The sequence below is a fragment of the Salipiger sp. ABF4_146 genome, from assembly GCF_056161345.1.
In genome coordinates, this window is the sequence record NZ_JBSWYX010000012.1 from 144140 (window position 1) to 160970 (window position 16831).

Consider the following 16831-nt stretch of genomic DNA (forward strand, 5'->3'; position numbering starts at 1 on the left):
CCCGGGCGCTGGCCCGGGGCTTTCTCATGTCTGGTGCGCGCTGGCGGGATCAGCGCAGGTCGGGGGCCGTGGCCTCAAGCGACAGCGCCGCAACCAGCTCGTCGAGCGCCTGCACCTTGGTCTGCTTCTCGCCAAGGCGGCGTACGGTGACGGTGCGTTCCTCGACCTCACGGTGCCCCACGGCAAGGATCACCGGCACCTTGCCGACCGAGTGCTCGCGCACTTTGTAGTTGATCTTCTCGTTGCGTGTGTCGGCCTCCGCCCGCACGCCCGCATCGCGCAGCGCGGCGACGACCTCATGCACGTAGTCATCGGCTTCCGAGGTGATCGAAGCGACCACCACCTGACGCGGTGCCAGCCAGAACGGCAGCTTGCCTGCGTGTTCCTCGATCAGGATGCCGATGAACCGCTCGAACGAGCCCAGCACGGCGCGGTGCAGCATCACCGGGCGATGCTTCTCGCCGTCCTGACCGATGTAGGTCGCGTCCAGTCGCTCGGGCAGGTTGGGGTCCACCTGCAGCGTGCCGCACTGCCAGTCCCGGCCGATCGCGTCGGTCAGGGTGAACTCCAGCTTCGGGCCGTAGAAGGCGCCTTCGCCTTCCTGCAGCTCGAAATCGTACCCCGCGGCCTTGCAGGCATCGCCAAGCGCCGCCTCGGTGCGGTCCCAGCTCTCGTCGGAGCCGATACGCTTTTCAGGGCGGGTCGACAGCTTGATGGTCCAGTTCGCAAAGCCGAGATCGGAATAGATCGAGGCGAGGAACTCGATGAACTTCTTGGTCTCCGCCTCGATCTCATCGTCTGTGCAGAAGATATGCGCGTCGTCTTGGGTAAAGCCGCGCACCCGCATGATGCCGTGCAGCGCGCCCGAGGGCTCGTAACGGTTGCACGAGCCGAACTCGGCCATGCGCAGCGGCAGGTCGCGATAGGACTTCAGGCCCTGATTGAACACCTGCACGTGGCACGGGCAGTTCATCGGTTTCAGCGCGTTGATGGCCTTCTCGCGGGCATGCTCCTCGTCCACTTCGACGATGAACATATTCTCTTGGTAGTTGTCCCAGTGGCCCGACGCTTCCCACAGCTTGCGGTCCACAACCTGCGGCGTGTTCACCTCGACATAGCCGTCGCGCTCTTGGCGGCGACGCATGTAATCCTGCAGCGTGGTGTAGATTTTCCAGCCGTTGGGGTGCCAGAAGATCTGCCCCGGCGCTTCGGGCTGCAGGTGGAACAGGTCCATCTCGCGGCCCAGCTTGCGGTGATCGCGCTTCGCGGCTTCCTCAAGGAAGTTGAGGTACTTCTTCAGCTCGTCGCGGTTGCGGAAGGCCACGCCGGTGATCCGCTGCAGCATCGGGCGATCGGTGTCGCCGAACCAATAGGCGCCCGAGACGCCCATCAGCTTGAAGGCATCCGATGGCAACTGGCCGGTGTGCTGCAGGTGCGGCCCGCGGCAGAGGTCCTGCCACTCGCCGTGCCAGTACATGCGGATCGGCGCCCCCTCGGGGATACGGTCCACAAGCTCCACCTTGTAGGGCTCGCCGCCGTCCTCATAGAACGTGCGGGCGCGGTCGCGATCCCAGATCTCGGTTTTCACTTCGTCGCGGGCGTTGATGATCTCTTTCATCTTCGCTTCGATCTGTCCGAGGTCTTCGGGGGTGAAGGGTTCGGCGCGGTCGAAATCGTAGAACCAGCCGGTCTCGGTGACCGGGCCGATGGTGACCTTGGTGTCGGGCCAGATCTCCTGCACGGCGCGCGCCATGACGTGCGCCAGATCGTGGCGGATCAACTCGAGCGCCTGATCCTCGTCCTGCAACGTGTGGATCGCGATCGTGCTGTCGCCGTCGATGGGCCATTGCAGGTCCCAATGCGCGCCGTTCACGGTGGCGGAGATGGCCTTCTTCGAAAGGCTCTTGGAGATGGCGGCAGCGACCTCGGCAGGGGTCACGCCCTGCTCGAATTCGCGCGCGTTACCATCAGGAAATGTCAGGGAAATCTGGCTCATCGGCCTAGTCTCCTCGTCGGTCTGGCGCCCACGGAACGCCCGGTTGCGGGTTATGTGTCGTGCCGCCTTGTGGCGCTCGGAGATAGGGGTGTCAAGCCAGCGCCCTTCTTCTCTTTCCAAATACGCCGGGGGAGTCGCGGCGCAGCCGCGGCGGGGGCAGCGCCCCCTCACCCCTCGATGTTTGCGAAACGGCTGCGCCCCCGCACCACCCGGGGGCGGGGCTGCGCGACCGCGCCGCCGCAAGAATGGAAGGCGAAGTCTCCAGCAGATCCGCCAGCCCAAAAACGGCAAGGGCTGGGCAAGCGGGGCGCGATGCGCCACGCTGTGCCCCGAGCTACGGAGCACGGGCATGCGCACATTCGAAGAGATCCTCGACATTGCCGCGGACCGTCATGGCGGACGCACGGCGGCACTTGCCGACATCCCTGCGCCGCTGCCGCCCGAAGAGATCGCCGCGCAGCCTGACGCGCGCTTCCTTGCGGCGATGGCGCGCGGCATCTTTCAGGCTGGGATCAGCTGGAAGGTGGTGGACGCGAAATGGCCCGGCATCGAAGAGGCCTTCCATGGGTTCGAGCCGGGGCGCGTGTCGATGATCGAGGGGGAGGCGCTGGATGCACTCCTGTCGGACCGCCGAGTGATCCGCTCCGGGCCGAAGATCACCGCGATCCGCGACAATGCCGTATTCATTCTCGACACCGCCGCCGAGCACGGCAGCTTTGCGCGGCGCATCGCGGATTGGCCGGCACCCGAGTTCGACGCGCTGCTCGATTGGCTCAAGCGCAATGGCGCGCGGCTCGGCGGGAATACTGGGGCCTATATGCTGCGGGCCATGGGCAAGGACGGCTATCTGCTCAGCCGCGACGTGGTGGCGCGGCTGGTGGCCGAAGGGGTGATCGACAAGCCTCCGACCTCGCGCAAGGCAATGGCTGCGGTTCAGGGGGCGTTCAACCTCTGGGCCGAGCAGAGCGGGCTGCCGCTTACCACCATCAGCCGGGTGCTGGCGCGCAGCGCAGGTTGAGGCGGGCGCGCAGATCAGCGGGAACCTGCCGACCGGCTGTGGCGTTAACCTGCCGGACCCACCGGCATGGCAACAGCGGCAGGCAAACATAGTATGACACAACTCGACGAGACGCGGATCTACGACACCCTCACCGAAGGCGAGGATGGCGCGCCGCCCTCCGAGGCCCGCAACGGGCTGCGTCATGTCGCTTCGCTGTCGATGACCAAGCTCGCCGACGGGCTGATCAATCCCAAGCTCGTACTCACATGGCTGGCGCAGACGCTGGGGGCGCCGGCGGCGATCACCGGCCTGCTGGTGCCGATCCGCGAGGCCGGAGCGCTGCTACCACAGCTGTTGCTGGCGGGGGTGGTGCGACGCTCGAAACAGCGCAAATGGGTCTGGGTCGCGGGGTCGGTCGGGCAGGGGCTGGCGGCGGCGGCGATGGTCGTGGTCGCGCTGACGCTGCAAGGGGTCGCGGCGGGGATCGCGCTGTGCGTGCTGCTGGGGCTGCTGGCGCTCTCGCGCGCCGCGGCGTCGGTCAGCTACAAGGACGTGCTGGGCAAGACCGTCTCGAAGACCCGCCGTGGTTCGATCACCGGCACCGCGGGCTCGGTCGCCTCGGCGGGGGTCGTGGCCTTTGCGCTGCTTCTGATGTCGGGCCTGCTGCAAGACGTGCCACCCGTGGCCGTGGCGATCGGCATTGCGGCGGCGCTGTGGCTCGCCGCCGCGGCCCTTTTCTCGACTTTGGAGGAAACCGACAGCGAACCCGAAACCCAGTCAGAGCCGATCGACCTCACACCGCTGAAAGAAGACCCGCAGTTCCGCCGGTTCATCGCCTGCCGCGGCGCGCTCACCGTCACCTCGCTGGCGCCGCCCTATCTGGTGCTGCTGGAGAACCACCAAGGCGCGCTGCAAAAGCTTGGCGCGATGGTTCTGGCCTCGGCGCTGGCGGCCTTTGTGTCGAGCTGGGTCTGGGGGCGGCTCGCCGATCGCTCGTCGCGCAAGGTGCTGATCCTTTCGGGTGTTGCCGGGGCGGCGGCCATGGCGCTGGCGGTGGTGGCGGCGATGCTGGGCTGGACCGGGCCGGTCTGGGTGACACCAGCGCTGCTCTTTGCGCTGCTGATCTCCTATCAGGGGGTGCGGCAGGGCCGTTCGACCTACCTTGTGGACATGGCACCGGAAGACGGGCGCGCCAGCTACGCCGCGCTGGCCAACACGCTGATCGGCGGGCTGCTGTTGCTGACCGGGGCCATTGGCGGCGGGCTTGCGGTGCTGGGTCCGGTGGCGGCGCTGGCGGGCTTTGCCGCGCTCAGCCTGCTGGGCGGGATCATCGCGCTTGGCTTGCGTGAGGTCGAGACACCGGCTCAGGGCGACAAGAGCGCCTGACGCGCCTGCGCCCGCACCGCGCGGGTGAGCGGCGCCAAGGCGCTCGAGACAAGCCGGTTCACCTGCCAGTGCAGGGCCACTTCTTCGGGGTGTTCAGGAGCAAGCGAGACAAGCGCCCCGGTCGCCAGCAGCGGGGCGGCCAGCGGCTCGGGGTTCAGGCCCCAGCCGATCCCGAGGCGCGCCGCCTCGACAAAGCCCTGCGTGGACGGAATGCGGTGCGCCGGTGGCAGCAGCGGGCTGCCGGTGACGCGGCGCAGCCAGTCGTGCTGCAGCGCGTCCTTGCCATCGAATTGCAGCATCGGCGCGCGGGCGAAGGCCTCGGGCGTCGTGCCCTCCGAAAAATAGCGGGTCTGAAAATCCGGCGAGCAGGTGGCCAGATAGCGCATCCGTCCCAGCGGCAGCGCATCGCACCCCTGCACCGGGCGCGCGTGGTCGCAGATCGCCGCAGAGACCTCGCCGCGCCGCAGCCAATCTGCGGAAAACGCCTGATCATCGACGACGATTTCGAACAGCATCTCCATCCCGGCGAGCGCCGGCAGAAACCACGTGCCAAGGCTGTCGGCGTTCACAGCCAGCCGCAGCCGGGCGCGCGGAGAGGCCTGCGCCACGTCATGACCGAGATCGCGGGCCAGCGCAGCCTCCAGCAGGGCAACCTCCGACGCGTGCCGCGCAAGGCGCGCGCCGGCGGGCGTGGCGGTGCAGGGCGCGGCGCGGATCACCAGCGCAACGCCGGCGCGATCCTCCAGCGCCTTGATCCGCTGCGAGATCGCCGAGGGCGTCACCAAAAGCTGCCGCGCGGCGGCGTCAAAACTGCCAAGCCGCAGCACCGCTTCGAGCGCGGCCAGTTGAGAGGGATCGCAAGTCATTAGCCAGTCTTAATCAGGATAAAATTGTTTAACTAGTCTTTCCGAGACGCCACATGCTAGCCCGCTTGCAAACAGAACGACGGAGACCTTTCATGCAGGCAGCAGCGGCGGGCTTTGCCCTTGGGCTTTCGCTTATCGTGGCGATCGGCGCGCAGAACGCCTTTGTGCTGCGACAGGGGCTGCGGCGGGACCATGTGCTGCCGGTGGTGCTGGTCTGCGCGCTTTCGGATGCGCTGCTGATCGCCGCGGGCGTCACCGGGTTCGGCCTGCTGACGACCAAACTGCCGGGGCTGGAGGCGGTCATGCGCTGGCTCGGTGCGGCGTTTCTTGCATGGTACGGCGCGCGCACGCTGATCGCCGCGTGGCGCGGCGGCGAGGCTTTGCGGACCGAGCAGGCGGCGGGCAAGGGCAGTCTGCGGCGCGCGGTGATCACCTGCCTCGCGCTGACGTGGCTCAACCCGCATGTCTACCTCGACACGGTGATGCTGCTCGGTGCGGTATCGGCGCAATACGCCGACAAGCTGGCCTTCGGGATGGGGGCGGTGACTGCCTCATTCGTGTTCTTCTTCGCGTTGGGCTTTGGCGCGCGGCTGCTGGCGCCGGTGTTTGCCCGGCCCGCGGCATGGCGCGTGCTCGATCTGGTCATCGGGCTGACCATGTGGGCCATCGCCCTCAAGCTGCTGCTGGGATAGCGCGGGCTCTTGCGCCTGACGCTGGGCGGGCTACCAAAGGCGCATGAGCACGAAGCAATCGAACCCGGTGCGGGGCATCCTCTTCATGGTCGTCACGGGGCTTTGCTTTGTGGCGGTGACGGTGACGGTCAAACTGCTGCAGGGCAGGGTGCCTGCGGCGGAGTCGGCCTTCCTGCGCTACCTTCTGGGTCTGGTCTTCCTGATCCCGCTCTGGCGCTCGCTGGGCCAGTTGCGGATGACCGGGCGCCAGTGGCGGCTGTCGGCGCTGCGCGGCGGCGCCCAGACGCTGGGAGTGATCTGCTGGTTCTTTGCCATGTCGCGCATCCCGCTGGCCGAGGTCACGGCGATGAATTACCTCACCCCGATTTACGTGACGGTGCTGGCGGTCTTCGTGCTGGGCGAGCGGCTGGCGCTGCGGCGGATGCTGGCCATTCTCGCGGCGCTTGGCGGCGCGCTGCTGATCCTGCGCCCCGGTTTCCGCGAGCTTGATCCGGGGCATTTCGCCATGCTCGGCACCTCGATGATGTTCGCCATCTCCTATCTGATCGCCAAGATCATCACCGACGAGCTATCACCCGCGTTGGCGCTGGCGCTGCTGTCGATTTCGGTGACCATCGGGCTGTTTCCCTTCGCTCTGGCGGTCTGGGTCTGGCCAAGCTGGACCGATCTGGCGATCCTTTTTGCCACCGCCGCCTTCGCCACCGGCGGGCATTACGCGATGGTTCTGGCCTTCTCCAACGCGCCGGTGACGGTGACCCAACCGGTTACCTTCCTGCAACTGGTCTGGTCGATCGCCATAGGCGCGCTGTTCTTTGCCGAGCCGGTCGATCCCTTCGTGGTCGCGGGCGGGCTGGTGATCATCGGCTCGGTGCTGTTCATCACTCTGCGCGAGGCGATGCTGAAGCGCCGCGTCACCCCGTCGGGGCCCGATACCAAGTTCTGACCTTACCGGCACGGGAAACAGTTCGTTTCGAGATCACGAAAAATCCTCGCGCAGATCGCATTTCGGCCCCAATCCGGCGACAGGGTTTCTTTTGTAGAAACAGTTTTGTTGGGTGTGTATCCATGTTTGCCGAAAATCGACTGACCGAAGAATTTGACGCCGTGACCGCCTTTCTGCTGAGTGAGCGGCAGAAGTCCTTGTCGGAAGCTGAGTGGCGCTTTCGCGTGAAAGGCTACGGCTATGCGCTGCACCGCAGCGCGCGCGGCGTCGAGGTCTCGCGCCTGCCGCAGAACCGGCATCTGGGCACGCTGGACGCCTGAGCACGGGTAGGGTGCCTGAGCACGGGCAGGGCGCCTGAGCGGTATCTTAACGAAGGTAAATAAATTCGGTTGAACTCCCCGCGTCGCGCGGCGATTTTGGCCGGATGATCTGTATCCGTTCACTCTTCGTTAGCGCTTTGGCCTCTTGTCTTGCCGTTGCGTCACCTGTGCTTGCGGCACAATCCAGCTTCTCCGGCCCGGTTCACGTGATAGACGGCGATACCTTCGACGTGGGCGACGTGCGCGTCCGCCTGTTCGGCGTCGACGCGCCGGAACAGGGGCAGACCTGCGGCGCAGAGGGTGCGCCGGACTGGGCCTGCGGCGCTTGGGTCAGCGACGAGGTGCGCGCCCGCTACGAGGGGCGGCGCGCCCGCTGCGAACGCCTCGATACAGATCGCTACGGTCGCGCCGTGGCGCGCTGCCACGTGGAGGGTGAGGATGTGGCGCGGGCGCTGGTCTCGGACGGGCTGCTGTTTGCCTATCGCGCCTATTCCATGGACTATGATCTCGACGAGAAACGCGCGGCGGTGCGCGGCGTCGGTCTGCATGGCGCGCAGGTGCAGCGCCCGGCGGCCTACCGGGCCGAGAGCCGCCGCGCCGCCAATGCGGCGGCGCTCGAAGACGCGCCCGAGGGCTGCGTGATAAAGGGCAACATCTCGTCGAAGGGCACGCGCATCTACCACAGCCCCGGCCAGCAGCATTACGCTCCGACGCGGATCGACGAAAGCGCGGGCGAGCGGTGGTTTTGTTCGGCCGCCGAGGCCGAGGCAGCGGGCTGGCGCCCGGCGCGGCGCTGACCTTTTCCGTGACCTTGGGGCAGCTTGATCCGCATCAAAGTGAACCGGGCTGCCACGTGCCAAAACAGGGCGAAGACAAGAAAAGGAGGCACCGGCCCATGTCCCACGTTCCGCATTCTCTCGCCGAAGAATTCCCGCAGTTCGCCGAGCGCATCTCGGTCCTGAAACAGCAGGGCGGACATTTCGCCACGCTGGCCGAGCGCTATTATGAGGTCAACCGCGAGGTGCACGGGGCCGAAAGCGGCATCACCCCGATGGAGACGCTCGCCGAGGCCGATCTGCGCAAGCGCCGCGCGGCGCTGAAAGACGAGATCTATGCGCTGCTCGTGGCCGACGCCGAAGAGGCTTGAGCGAAAGCTCGGTCAGTCGAGCAGCGGCTCGATCTGACCGGTGATCGGCGCCGAGAGGGGCAGCGTGGTGCTGCCCCAACCCGCGACATATTCGCCATCCGGGCCGATCAGGACCTTGTTGAAATTCCACGACGGGGCGTAGCCGTTCTCTTCTGCCAACTGGCGAAAGAACGGGTGCGCCTCTTCGCCTTTGACATGGGTGATCGTGGTCATCGGCAGGTCGATGTCGAAGTTCAGTTCGCAGTACTCCTTCACCGCTGCATCGCTGTCCAGCTCCTGCTTGAAATCATCCGAGGGCACGGCGACGACGACCAGCCCGCGCGCGCGGTAGCGGTCATAAAGGTCCTGCAGCCCGTCGAATTGCCCGGCAAAGCCGCAGCGCGACGCGGTGTTGACCACCAGCACCGGCTGCCCGCGCCATTGCGCAAGGTCGAGCGTGCCGCCGTCGATCGATTGAAATTCCGTCGTCTCGGAGGCCAGAGCGATCGGCGCCGCAGCGGGCAGCGCGATAAGGCCAAGCACCAGGGCTAAAATACGCATCTCGAACATCTCCTTTGCGCTCACAAATAGTCTCGGTCACGTGAAGTCAATGAAATGAATACGGAGGCGATGGCGGATCGGATCTGCGCCGCCGCGGATTTGCCGAAAATCGTTTGGAGGACGGCGGAGGGGCGCCTATCTTCTCTTTGCAGGAGGTGACGCCATGGCCGGAGGCTGGAGCCGCGACGGAGCGGTACAAGAGCAGATCGAGGACAGCATCAAGGACGAGCTTGCGCGGATGCAGGCGCGGCGGCAGCCGACGGGCGAAAGCCGGATCCATTGCGCCGAGTGCGAAGAGCCGATCCCCGAAAAGCGCCGCACCGCGATCCCGGGCGTGAAACTGTGCATTGAATGCCAGCAGGAGCGTGACGGCAGCTATCAAGCGCGCAGCGGCATCAACCGGCGCGGCTCGAAAGACAGCCAGCTCAAGTAAGATCGTCGTCGTCGCGCCGGGCCTTGGCATCGCGGCGCGCTTCGCCGCGGCGCAATCCACGCCGGTAAAGCGGCATCACGTCCAGCATGGCCACGGCAAACCCCAGCGGGATCATCCAGAACCCGAGGATCGGCAGGAAACCCAAGATGCCGCCGCAGATCAGCAGTAGGCCCAGCACCAGCCGCAGGCCGGGCGGCACACGCCGCCGCACATGCACCAGAAAATGCTGCATCCGCCGCTTGAGGCTGCGTTTCGACCGGGACGAGTGTCCCGCCGTGCCGTGAGGATCATCGTCGCGCGACGTCATGAGGCGCATCCTTCCGGGGGGACAGTGACCGCGAGGGCTCGGTCATTGCCGATAAGAAGGGGCGGGCACCTCGGCGCCCGCCCCACGCGTTCAGTCTTCCATCGCTTCCAGTTCGTCGATGAAGCCCTCGATCATCGACAGCCCTTTGTCCCAGAACTTGGGGTCGGTGGCGTCGAGGCCGAAGGGCGCCAGCAGCGCCTTGTGGTGTTTCGAACCGCCCGCCTTCAGCATCTCGAAATACTTGTCCTGAAAGCCCTCGGGGTTCTGCTCGTACTCGGCGTAAAGCGCGTTCACCAAGCCGTCGCCAAAGGCATAGGCATAGACGTAGAACGGCGAGTGCACGAAGTGCGGGATATAGGCCCAGAAGGTCTCGTAGCCGTCCATGAAGTCGAAGGCATCGCCAAGGCTCTCGGCCTGCACCGACATCCACAGCGCGTTGATATCCTCGGGCGTCAGCTCGCCGCCGCGGCGCGCCGCGTGCAGTTTGCACTCGAAGTCATAAAAGGCGATCTGCCGCACGACCGTGTTGATCATGTCCTCGACCTTGCCGGCCAGCAGCACCTTGCGCTCGGCCTTGTCCTTGGCCTGATCGAGCAGGCGGCGGAAGGTCAGCATTTCGCCAAACACCGAGGCGGTCTCGGCCAGCGTCAGCGGGGTCGAGGCCAGCATTTCGCCCTGACCGGCGGCCAGCACCTGATGCACGCCGTGGCCCAGTTCATGCGCCAGCGTCATCACGTCGCGCGGCTTGCCCAGGTAGTTGAGCAGCACGTAGGGGTGCGCGTCGGTCACCGTGGGGTGGGCAAAAGCGCCCGGCGCCTTGCCGGGATTGGCGGCGGCGTCGATCCAACCCTTCTTGAAAAACGGCTCGGCGATCTCGGCCATACGCGGATCAAAACCGGCATAAGCCTCCATCACCGTTGTCTCGGCCTCGTCCCAGCCGACGATCCGGTCGGTCTCCATCGGCAGCGGCGCGTTGCGGTCCCAGACCTGCATCCGGTCGAGCCCCAGCCACTTGCGCTTGAGCTCGTAATAGCGGTGCGACAGCCGTGGATAGGCAGCGACAACCGCATCGCGCAGCGCCTCGACCACCTCGGGCTCGACGTCGTTGGCGAGGTGACGCGCGTGCTGCGCGGTGGGCATCTTGCGCCAGCGGTCCATCACCTCCTTTTCCTTGGTCTGCGTGTTGTGCACGCGGGCGAAGGTACGGATGTTCTGGCCAAACACCCGCGCCAGTTCGCGCGCCGCGGCCTCGCGCTTGGACCGGTCCTGCTCGGTCAGCAGGTTGAGCGTGCTCTCGATGCTCATCTCTTCGCCGTCGACGGTGAAGCTGAGACCGGCGATGGTCTCGTCGAACAGCCGCTCCCATGCGTCACCGACCACACCCATGTCGTGCAGGAAGTGCTCCATTTCGTCCGACAGCTGGTGCGGCTTCATCGCGCGGATGCGGTCGAAGGCGGGCTTGTAGCGGCCCAGCTCGGCATCGGCGGCAAATAGCCCGTCGAGAACGTCATCGTCGAGCCGGTTCAGCTCGAGCGTGAAGAACACCAGCGGCGTGGTGAAATGGGTGATCTTCTCCTGACAGTCCGACAGGAACTTGGCGCGCTCGGCGTCGATGGTCAGCTGATAATAGCGCAGGCCCGCGAAGGACATGATGCGCCCCGCCACCGCTTCGATCTTCTCGTGGCGCTGGATCATCTCGAGGAAGCCCGCGGCGTCGAGCGTGCCCAGCTTGCCCTCGTAGTCATGCGCAAAGCGCGAACAGGCGTCTTCCAGCCAGTCCAGATCGCGCTTCACCTCCGGCGCGTCGGGCGCGGGGTAGAGATCGGTCAGATCCCATTCCGGCAGATCGCCGAGGTCTTTACCCCCGGCAGCAGCATGCGCATCAAAAACGGGCCGAACGGTCATCGCGTCTCTCCTTATTCTCTTGGTTGGGACACAGGTAAGAGCCCGGCCCCCGCAGGTTCAAGGGCAAAGCGCCTCCGGGCGCTCTGCCGCTTCGTCTAGACAAAAATATCCCGGGGTGAGGCGCGCAGCGCCGAGGGGCAGCGCCCCTCTGTGCCGCGCGCCATAGATCATTGCGCGACGCAATCGGCGAAATACTCCACCGACCCGTCCGGCATAACCTCCTGCACCAGCCCGTGGATGTCGGTCTCAAAGCCGGGGCAGGCGCTGGCGAACTCTCGGTTGAAGCGCAGGTAATCGACGATGCGCTTGTTGAATACCTCGCCGGGGATCAGCAGCGGGATGCCCGGCGGGTAGGGGGTGACCAGCGAGGTGGTGATCCGCCCTTCCAACTCGTCGATCGGCACGCGCTGCGTGGTGCGGCGGGCGATATGGGCATAGGCTTCGCCGGGGTTCATCGCCGGTTCGAGGTCGGAAAGGTAGATCTCGGTCGACAGCCGCGCCACATCGTATTGCGCGTATTGCGCGTGCACGTGCTGGCACAGATCCTTCAGCCCCATGCGTTCATACCGGCGGTGCTTCTTGCAGAACTCGGGCATCGAGCGCCACATCGGCTGGTTCTTGGCGTAATCGTCCTTGAACTGCTGCAGCGCGGTCAGCAGCGTGTTCCAGCGACCCTTGGTGATGCCGATGGTGAACATGATGAAGAAGCTGTAGAGCCCGGTCTTTTCCACCACCACGCCATGCTCGGCGAGGTATTTGGTGACGATCGAGGCGGGGATGCCCCAGTCATCGAAGCGCCCGTCGAGATCGAGGCCCGGCGTGATGATCGTCGCCTTGATCGGGTCGAGCATGTTGAAGCCCGGCGCCATGTCGCCGAAGCCGTGCCAGCTGTCGGTGCCGCTGCTCTCGACGCCCTCGGCGTCGGTCTTCTTCAGCACCCAGTCGCGGGTCCGGCCCATGCCGTCGCTGTTGTGGTCGAAATCCTCGGGCCCCCAGACCTGAAACCACCAGTCGTCGGCGCCGTATTCCTCGTCGACCTTGCGCATGGCGCGGCGGAATTCCAGCGCCTCGACGATGCTTTCCTCGACCAGCGCGGTGCCGCCCGGCGGCTCCATCATCGCCGCCGCCACGTCGCAGGACGCGATGATGCTGTACTGCGGACTGGTGGAGGTGTGCATCAGGTAGGCTTCGTTGAACAGGTGCCGGTCAAGCTTGGTCTCCTCGCTGTCCTGCACCAGCACGTGGCTGGCTTGGCTGATGCCCGCCAGCAGCTTGTGCACCGATTGGGTCGCATAGGTCAGCGATTTGCGGGTGCGCGCGCGCTTTCGGCCCATGGAGTGATAGCTGCCGTAGAATGGGTGGAAGGCGGCATGCGGCAGCCACGCTTCGTCGAAGTGCAGGTTCTCGACGTAGCCGTCGAGCAGCCCCTTGATCTCTTCGGTGTTGTACAGAACCCCGTCGTAGGTCGATTGCGTCAGCGTCAGGATGCGCGGCTGGACCGTGTCGGGGTCCACATCCTTGAGCAGCGGGTTGTTGCGGATCTTCGCCTTGATGCTGTCGATCTCGAACTCGCTGCGCTGGATCGGGCCGATGATGCCCCAATGGTTGCGCGTCGGCTTGAGGAACACCGGGATCGCCCCGGTCATGATGATCGAGTGCAGGATCGACTTGTGACAGTTGCGATCGACCACAACCACGTCGCCCGGCGCCACGCTGTGGTGCCAGACCATCTTGTTGGAGGTCGAGGTGCCATTGGTCACGAAAAAGCAGTGATCGGCGTTGAAGATGCGCGCGGCATTGCGCTCGGACTCGCCGATGGCGCCGTTGTGGTCGAGCAGCTGGCCTAGTTCCTCGACCGCGTTGCACACGTCGGCGCGCAGCATGTTCTCGCCGTAGAACTGGTGATACATCTGGCCAATGGGGGACTTCAGGAAGGCTACGCCGCCGGAGTGCCCGGGACAGTGCCACGAGTAGGAGCCATCCTCTGCGTAATCGAGCAGCGCCTTGAAGAACGGTGGCTGGATGCCTTCGAGGTAGCTGCGCGCCTCGCGGATGATGTGCTTGGCGACGAACTCCGGTGTGTCCTCGAACATGTGGATGAAGCCGTGCAGCTCGCGCAGGATGTCGTTGGGCAGGTGCCGCGAGGTTTTGGTCTCGCCGTAGATGTAGATCGGCACGTCCTCGTTCTTCCAGCGCAGCTCTTCGATGAAGTTGCGCAGGTTGAGCACCGCCGGGTCGAGCTCGGGGCCGGGGGAGAACTCCTCGTCATCAATCGACAGCACGAAGGCACTGGCGCGCGACTGCTGTTGCGCGAATTGCGAGAGGTCGCCGTAGCTGGTGACGCCGAGCACCTCGAAGCCCTCTGCCTCGATGGCTTGGGCGAGCGCGCGAATGCCAAGGCCCGAGGAATTCTCGGAGCGGAAGTCTTCGTCGATGATCACGATGGGGAAGCGGAACTTCATTCTTTTCTCCAACCGGGGGTCTTTCGTTGGGCAGGGTTTCGGTCGCCGAGGCCATGGGCCCCTGTTCCGGGCGGGTCGACGGAGCCTGCTGCGAGGCCCCTATAATGATCGGATGTTTCTTTCTTTTGAACCCGCCCCCGTCAAGGGGCCCTGTGCAGGCCCGGCAGGGGTGGCGCTGGTTCACCCATAGGCCTGCAGCAGCGATTTCAGCCCGTCCAGCGTGTCGATCTCGTCCAGCGGCTTGTCGCGGCGCCAGCGCGCCATGCGCGGAAAGCGCAGCGCGATGCCGGATTTGTGACGCGGGCTGGCCTGAATGCCCTCGAAAGCGATCTCGAAGACCAGTTCCGGCGTCACCTGCCGCACCGGGCCAAAGCGTTGCTGGGTGTTGCGCTTCACCCAGCGGGTGATTTCGTCGAACTCGGCGTCGGTCAGGCCGGAGTAGGCCTTGGTGAATGGCACGAGCCCGTTGCCATCCTTCACCGCGAAGGTGAAGTCGGTGAACAGATTGGCGCGGCGGCCATGGCCCTGCTGGGCATAGATCATCACCGCATCCACGCTAAGAGGGTCGAGTTTCCACTTCCACCAGTCGCCGCGCTTGCGCCCGTCGCGATAGGCCGAGTCCTTGTGTTTCAGCATCAGCCCCTCCGAGCGATGCGCGCGGGCAGTCTCGCGGCGCGTGGCAAGCGCAGGCCAGTCGCGGTCCGACAGCAGCGGCGAGGGCATCACGGCGGCATCTTCCGGCAGGTCGGACAACAGCGTTTCGAGGCGGGCGCGGCGCTCCGAAAGGGGCAGGGCGCGGATGTCCACGCCCTCGTGCTCCAGCAGGTCATAGGCCAGCATGCGCACGGGCGCCTCGCTGAGCAGCTTTTTCGGCACGGTCTTGCGCCCGATCCGTGGCTGCAACTGTGCAAAGGGCAGCGGCGCGCCTTCCTTCCATGCGAGGATCTCACCGTCGAGCACGGTGCCGGGGGGCAGGAAATCCGGAGCGCGGGCGAATTCGGGGAAACGGTCGGTGATCAGGTCCTCGCCGCGCGACCAGAGGTGATGCACCCCGCCGCGCAGGATGAGCTGGCCACGGATGCCGTCCCATTTCCATTCAGCCAGCCAGTCCGCCGGGTCGCCCAGCGTCTCCGCATCGGCTTCGAGCGGCGAGGCGAGGCAGAACGGGTAGGGCCGGCTTTCGTCCTCGCGCGCGTCCTCCTCGGCGGTGAGTTGCGCCCAGCTTGTGTCTTCCGGCTGCCACTTGCCCATCAGCCGCAGCGCCATCGCCGCCTCATCGACGCCGGTGGCCTCGGCCAGTGCCCGGGTCATCAGCTTGCGGCTGATGCCGATGCGAAAGCCGCCGGTGATCAGCTTGTTGAACAAGAAACGCTCCGTCGCGTCGAGATGCTGCCACGCGTCACGCACCGCAGCCTTGCGCGCGTCCGCATCCAGCGCCGACAGGCCTTTCACCACGCCAATCCAATGCGCAAGGTCACGCTCCTCGGGTGCTTCGGTGGGCGGCAGGATCAGCGCGATGGTCTCGGCCAGATCGCCGACGATGGGGTAGCTCTCTTCGAACAGCCACAGCGGAATCCCGGCGCGCTCGGCAGCCCATTCGCGCAGCAGCGTGGTGGTGACCGCGCGCTTTGGACGGCGCCCGGAAAACAGCGCCACGGCCCACAGTCGGTCAGCCTCGGGCGCGCTGCGGAAGAATTTGCTCAGGGCCGCGGTTTTCTCTGAAGTTCTGGTGGTTTGGTCGAGTTTTGTGAAGAGGCGCGCGAAGTCCTTCATGCGGCGTCTCCGGATGTCTCTGTGGTGTCTTCGTCGCCGCCGAACTCAGTAGGCACTGGGGTGGCATTGTAGCCTTCGCTGCGTAAGTAGTGTGCGAAGATATCCGTGTAACCATGCGTCGGATATATGTTTTCTGCGCCGGTGTCCTTGATTGCCTGCAGTAGCGCGGGCCAGTCGGCGTGATCGGAGATGACGAAGCCGCGCTGCACGCCGCGCCGCCGCCGCACCCCGCGCAGCCGCATCCAGCCGGAGGCGAAGCCGGTCTGCGCCGGACCGAACTTGCGTGCCCATGCGGTGCCGAAGGCCGAGGGGGGCGCCACCACCATCGGCGCGGGATAGGCCTTGCGGTCAAAATCAGGCGTCACGGGAATGGTGTCGCGGTCAAAAGCGCCGATCTCGCGCAACACGGCGTTGCTGCCCTCCACCGCGCCATGGGTGAGGATCGGCCCGATCTCGGGGTCGAGCATCGAGATCAGCCGCTGCGCCTTGCCCAGACTGTAGGCCCCCAGCAGCGAGGCGCGACCCGCCGCGCGATTGCCGCGCCACCAAGCGTTGATCTCGGCGGCGATCTCGGCTTGCGGCTGCCAGCGGAACACCGGCAGGCCGAAGGTGCATTCGGTGATGAAGGCATGGCAGCGCACCGGCTCGAAAGGCTCGCAGAGGCCGTCGGGCTCGAGCTTGTAGTCGCCCGACACCACCCAGACCTCGCCGCCCACTTCGACGCGCACCTGTGCGGATCCGGGCACGTGGCCCGCGGGGTGGAAGCTGACGGTGGCGCCGCCGATCCGCAGCGGCGTGCCATAGTTCAGCGTGCCGACGTCGACGCCCAGCCGGTGCCGGATCATCGCGGCGGTGACCGGCGTGGCGAGGTAACTGCCGTGGCCGGGCCGCGCGTGATCGGAATGGGCATGGGTGATCAGCGCCCGGGGCACGGGACGCCATGGATCGATGTAGATATCCGCCGCGGGGCAGTAAATGCCGCGCTCGGTGAAGCTGAGGACCGGTTCCGTCATGCGCCGAAGGATAGCGCGGTGCGGCGCTTGGGCCAGATCAGGGCCAGA

General features: G+C 65.9%; 16 protein-coding genes. 8 read left to right on the forward strand and 8 right to left on the reverse strand.

Going from position 1 to position 16831, the window contains the following annotated elements:
- Positions 1 to 49: 49 nt before the first annotated feature.
- The gene (thrS, locus tag ACXAJT_RS18050) at positions 50 to 1996 is read right to left on the reverse strand and encodes a threonine--tRNA ligase (protein ID WP_475237432.1); all 1947 of its coding nucleotides are present in this window, start codon (positions 1994 to 1996) and stop codon (positions 50 to 52) included.
- A gap of 349 nt (positions 1997 to 2345) precedes the next feature.
- On the opposite strand from thrS, the gene ACXAJT_RS18055 reads away from it, so the two are divergent.
- Complete coding sequence (locus ACXAJT_RS18055) at positions 2346 to 3014, forward strand: DNA-3-methyladenine glycosylase I (RefSeq protein ID WP_475237433.1); 669 nt, start codon at positions 2346 to 2348, stop codon at positions 3012 to 3014.
- Between the two features lie 93 nt (positions 3015 to 3107).
- Entirely contained in the window at positions 3108 to 4382 is a 1275-nt protein-coding gene (locus ACXAJT_RS18060) for an MFS transporter (RefSeq protein WP_475237434.1), read from the forward strand.
- On the opposite strand, the gene ACXAJT_RS18065 is transcribed toward ACXAJT_RS18060, so the two are convergent.
- On the reverse strand, positions 4361 to 5248 hold the full coding sequence (locus tag ACXAJT_RS18065) for a LysR family transcriptional regulator ArgP (protein WP_475237435.1): 888 nt from the start codon (positions 5246 to 5248) through the stop codon (positions 4361 to 4363). The genes ACXAJT_RS18060 and ACXAJT_RS18065 overlap by 22 nt on opposite strands.
- Before the next feature lie 92 nt (positions 5249 to 5340).
- On the opposite strand from ACXAJT_RS18065, the gene ACXAJT_RS18070 reads away from it, so the two are divergent.
- The 5 genes from ACXAJT_RS18070 to ACXAJT_RS18090 all read left to right on the forward strand — a co-directional run bounded on the left by ACXAJT_RS18070 (position 5341) and on the right by ACXAJT_RS18090 (position 8350).
- Positions 5341 to 5940, forward strand: a complete 600-nt coding sequence (locus tag ACXAJT_RS18070) for a LysE/ArgO family amino acid transporter (protein WP_475237436.1) — start codon at positions 5341 to 5343, stop codon at positions 5938 to 5940.
- A gap of 43 nt (positions 5941 to 5983) precedes the next feature.
- Complete coding sequence (locus tag ACXAJT_RS18075; protein ID WP_475237437.1) at positions 5984 to 6883, forward strand: DMT family transporter; 900 nt, start codon at positions 5984 to 5986, stop codon at positions 6881 to 6883.
- 122 nt (positions 6884 to 7005) lie between these two features.
- Positions 7006 to 7203 (forward strand): hypothetical protein, encoded by a 198-nt coding sequence (locus ACXAJT_RS18080; RefSeq protein ID WP_475237438.1) that lies wholly within the window; start codon positions 7006 to 7008, stop codon positions 7201 to 7203.
- 104 nt (positions 7204 to 7307) lie between these two features.
- Positions 7308 to 8000 carry a thermonuclease family protein gene (locus tag ACXAJT_RS18085; RefSeq protein WP_475237439.1) on the forward strand — a complete coding sequence of 231 codons (693 nt, stop codon included), beginning with the start codon at positions 7308 to 7310 and terminating at the stop codon, positions 7998 to 8000.
- Positions 8001 to 8098: 98 nt separating this feature from the next.
- A complete protein-coding gene (locus ACXAJT_RS18090; RefSeq protein WP_475237440.1) occupies positions 8099 to 8350 on the forward strand; it encodes an HP1242/YdcH family protein in 252 nt (83 codons plus the stop codon).
- A 12-nt stretch (positions 8351 to 8362) separates the two neighbouring features.
- On the opposite strand, the gene ACXAJT_RS18095 is transcribed toward ACXAJT_RS18090, so the two are convergent.
- Positions 8363 to 8890 carry a glutathione peroxidase gene (locus tag ACXAJT_RS18095; protein WP_475237441.1) on the reverse strand — a complete coding sequence of 176 codons (528 nt, stop codon included), beginning with the start codon at positions 8888 to 8890 and terminating at the stop codon, positions 8363 to 8365.
- Between the two features lie 163 nt (positions 8891 to 9053).
- Between ACXAJT_RS18095 and ACXAJT_RS18100 the strand changes: the two genes are divergently transcribed.
- On the forward strand, positions 9054 to 9323 hold the full coding sequence (locus tag ACXAJT_RS18100; protein WP_475237442.1) for a DksA/TraR family C4-type zinc finger protein: 270 nt from the start codon (positions 9054 to 9056) through the stop codon (positions 9321 to 9323).
- Here the strand turns inward: ACXAJT_RS18100 and ACXAJT_RS18105 are convergent.
- The 5 genes from ACXAJT_RS18105 to ACXAJT_RS18125 form a co-directional block, all read right to left on the reverse strand.
- Positions 9316 to 9630, reverse strand: a complete 315-nt coding sequence (locus ACXAJT_RS18105; RefSeq protein ID WP_475237443.1) for a hypothetical protein — start codon at positions 9628 to 9630, stop codon at positions 9316 to 9318. The genes ACXAJT_RS18100 and ACXAJT_RS18105 overlap by 8 nt on opposite strands.
- A gap of 90 nt (positions 9631 to 9720) precedes the next feature.
- Entirely contained in the window at positions 9721 to 11535 is a 1815-nt protein-coding gene (locus tag ACXAJT_RS18110) for a M3 family oligoendopeptidase (protein WP_475237444.1), read from the reverse strand.
- Between the two features lie 167 nt (positions 11536 to 11702).
- Positions 11703 to 13997: an Orn/Lys/Arg family decarboxylase gene (locus ACXAJT_RS18115; RefSeq protein ID WP_475237445.1), complete on the reverse strand. Its 2295-nt coding sequence runs from the start codon at positions 13995 to 13997 to the stop codon at positions 11703 to 11705.
- Positions 13998 to 14177: 180 nt separating this feature from the next.
- Entirely contained in the window at positions 14178 to 15770 is a 1593-nt protein-coding gene (locus tag ACXAJT_RS18120) for an ATP-dependent DNA ligase (RefSeq protein WP_475237446.1), read from the reverse strand.
- Positions 15767 to 16783, reverse strand: coding sequence for a ligase-associated DNA damage response exonuclease (locus ACXAJT_RS18125; protein WP_475237447.1), 1017 nt, complete (start codon positions 16781 to 16783; stop codon positions 15767 to 15769). The genes ACXAJT_RS18120 and ACXAJT_RS18125 overlap by 4 nt, the downstream gene beginning before the upstream one ends.
- Between the last annotated feature and the right edge of the window lie 48 nt (positions 16784 to 16831).

Excerpts from the sequence above, each read along its gene's own strand:
- ACXAJT_RS18120 (WP_475237446.1), bottom strand. The coding sequence starts at position 15,770 with ATGAAGGACTTCGCGCGCCTCTTCACAAAACTCGACCAAACCACCAGA.
- ACXAJT_RS18100 (WP_475237442.1), top strand. The coding sequence starts at position 9,054 with ATGGCCGGAGGCTGGAGCCGCGACGGAGCGGTACAAGAGCAGATCGAG.
- ACXAJT_RS18060 (WP_475237434.1), top strand. The coding sequence starts at position 3,108 with ATGACACAACTCGACGAGACGCGGATCTACGACACCCTCACCGAAGGC.
- ACXAJT_RS18080 (WP_475237438.1), top strand. The coding sequence starts at position 7,006 with ATGTTTGCCGAAAATCGACTGACCGAAGAATTTGACGCCGTGACCGCC.
- ACXAJT_RS18075 (WP_475237437.1), top strand. The coding sequence starts at position 5,984 with ATGAGCACGAAGCAATCGAACCCGGTGCGGGGCATCCTCTTCATGGTC.
- ACXAJT_RS18110 (WP_475237444.1), bottom strand. The coding sequence starts at position 11,535 with ATGACCGTTCGGCCCGTTTTTGATGCGCATGCTGCTGCCGGGGGTAAA.
- thrS (WP_475237432.1), bottom strand. The coding sequence starts at position 1,996 with ATGAGCCAGATTTCCCTGACATTTCCTGATGGTAACGCGCGCGAATTC.
- ACXAJT_RS18125 (WP_475237447.1), bottom strand. The coding sequence starts at position 16,783 with ATGACGGAACCGGTCCTCAGCTTCACCGAGCGCGGCATTTACTGCCCC.
- ACXAJT_RS18055 (WP_475237433.1), top strand. The coding sequence starts at position 2,346 with ATGCGCACATTCGAAGAGATCCTCGACATTGCCGCGGACCGTCATGGC.
- ACXAJT_RS18065 (WP_475237435.1), bottom strand. The coding sequence starts at position 5,248 with ATGACTTGCGATCCCTCTCAACTGGCCGCGCTCGAAGCGGTGCTGCGG.
- ACXAJT_RS18105 (WP_475237443.1), bottom strand. The coding sequence starts at position 9,630 with ATGACGTCGCGCGACGATGATCCTCACGGCACGGCGGGACACTCGTCC.
- ACXAJT_RS18085 (WP_475237439.1), top strand. The coding sequence starts at position 7,308 with ATGATCTGTATCCGTTCACTCTTCGTTAGCGCTTTGGCCTCTTGTCTT.
- ACXAJT_RS18090 (WP_475237440.1), top strand. The coding sequence starts at position 8,099 with ATGTCCCACGTTCCGCATTCTCTCGCCGAAGAATTCCCGCAGTTCGCC.
- ACXAJT_RS18115 (WP_475237445.1), bottom strand. The coding sequence starts at position 13,997 with ATGAAGTTCCGCTTCCCCATCGTGATCATCGACGAAGACTTCCGCTCC.
- ACXAJT_RS18070 (WP_475237436.1), top strand. The coding sequence starts at position 5,341 with ATGCAGGCAGCAGCGGCGGGCTTTGCCCTTGGGCTTTCGCTTATCGTG.
- ACXAJT_RS18095 (WP_475237441.1), bottom strand. The coding sequence starts at position 8,890 with ATGCGTATTTTAGCCCTGGTGCTTGGCCTTATCGCGCTGCCCGCTGCG.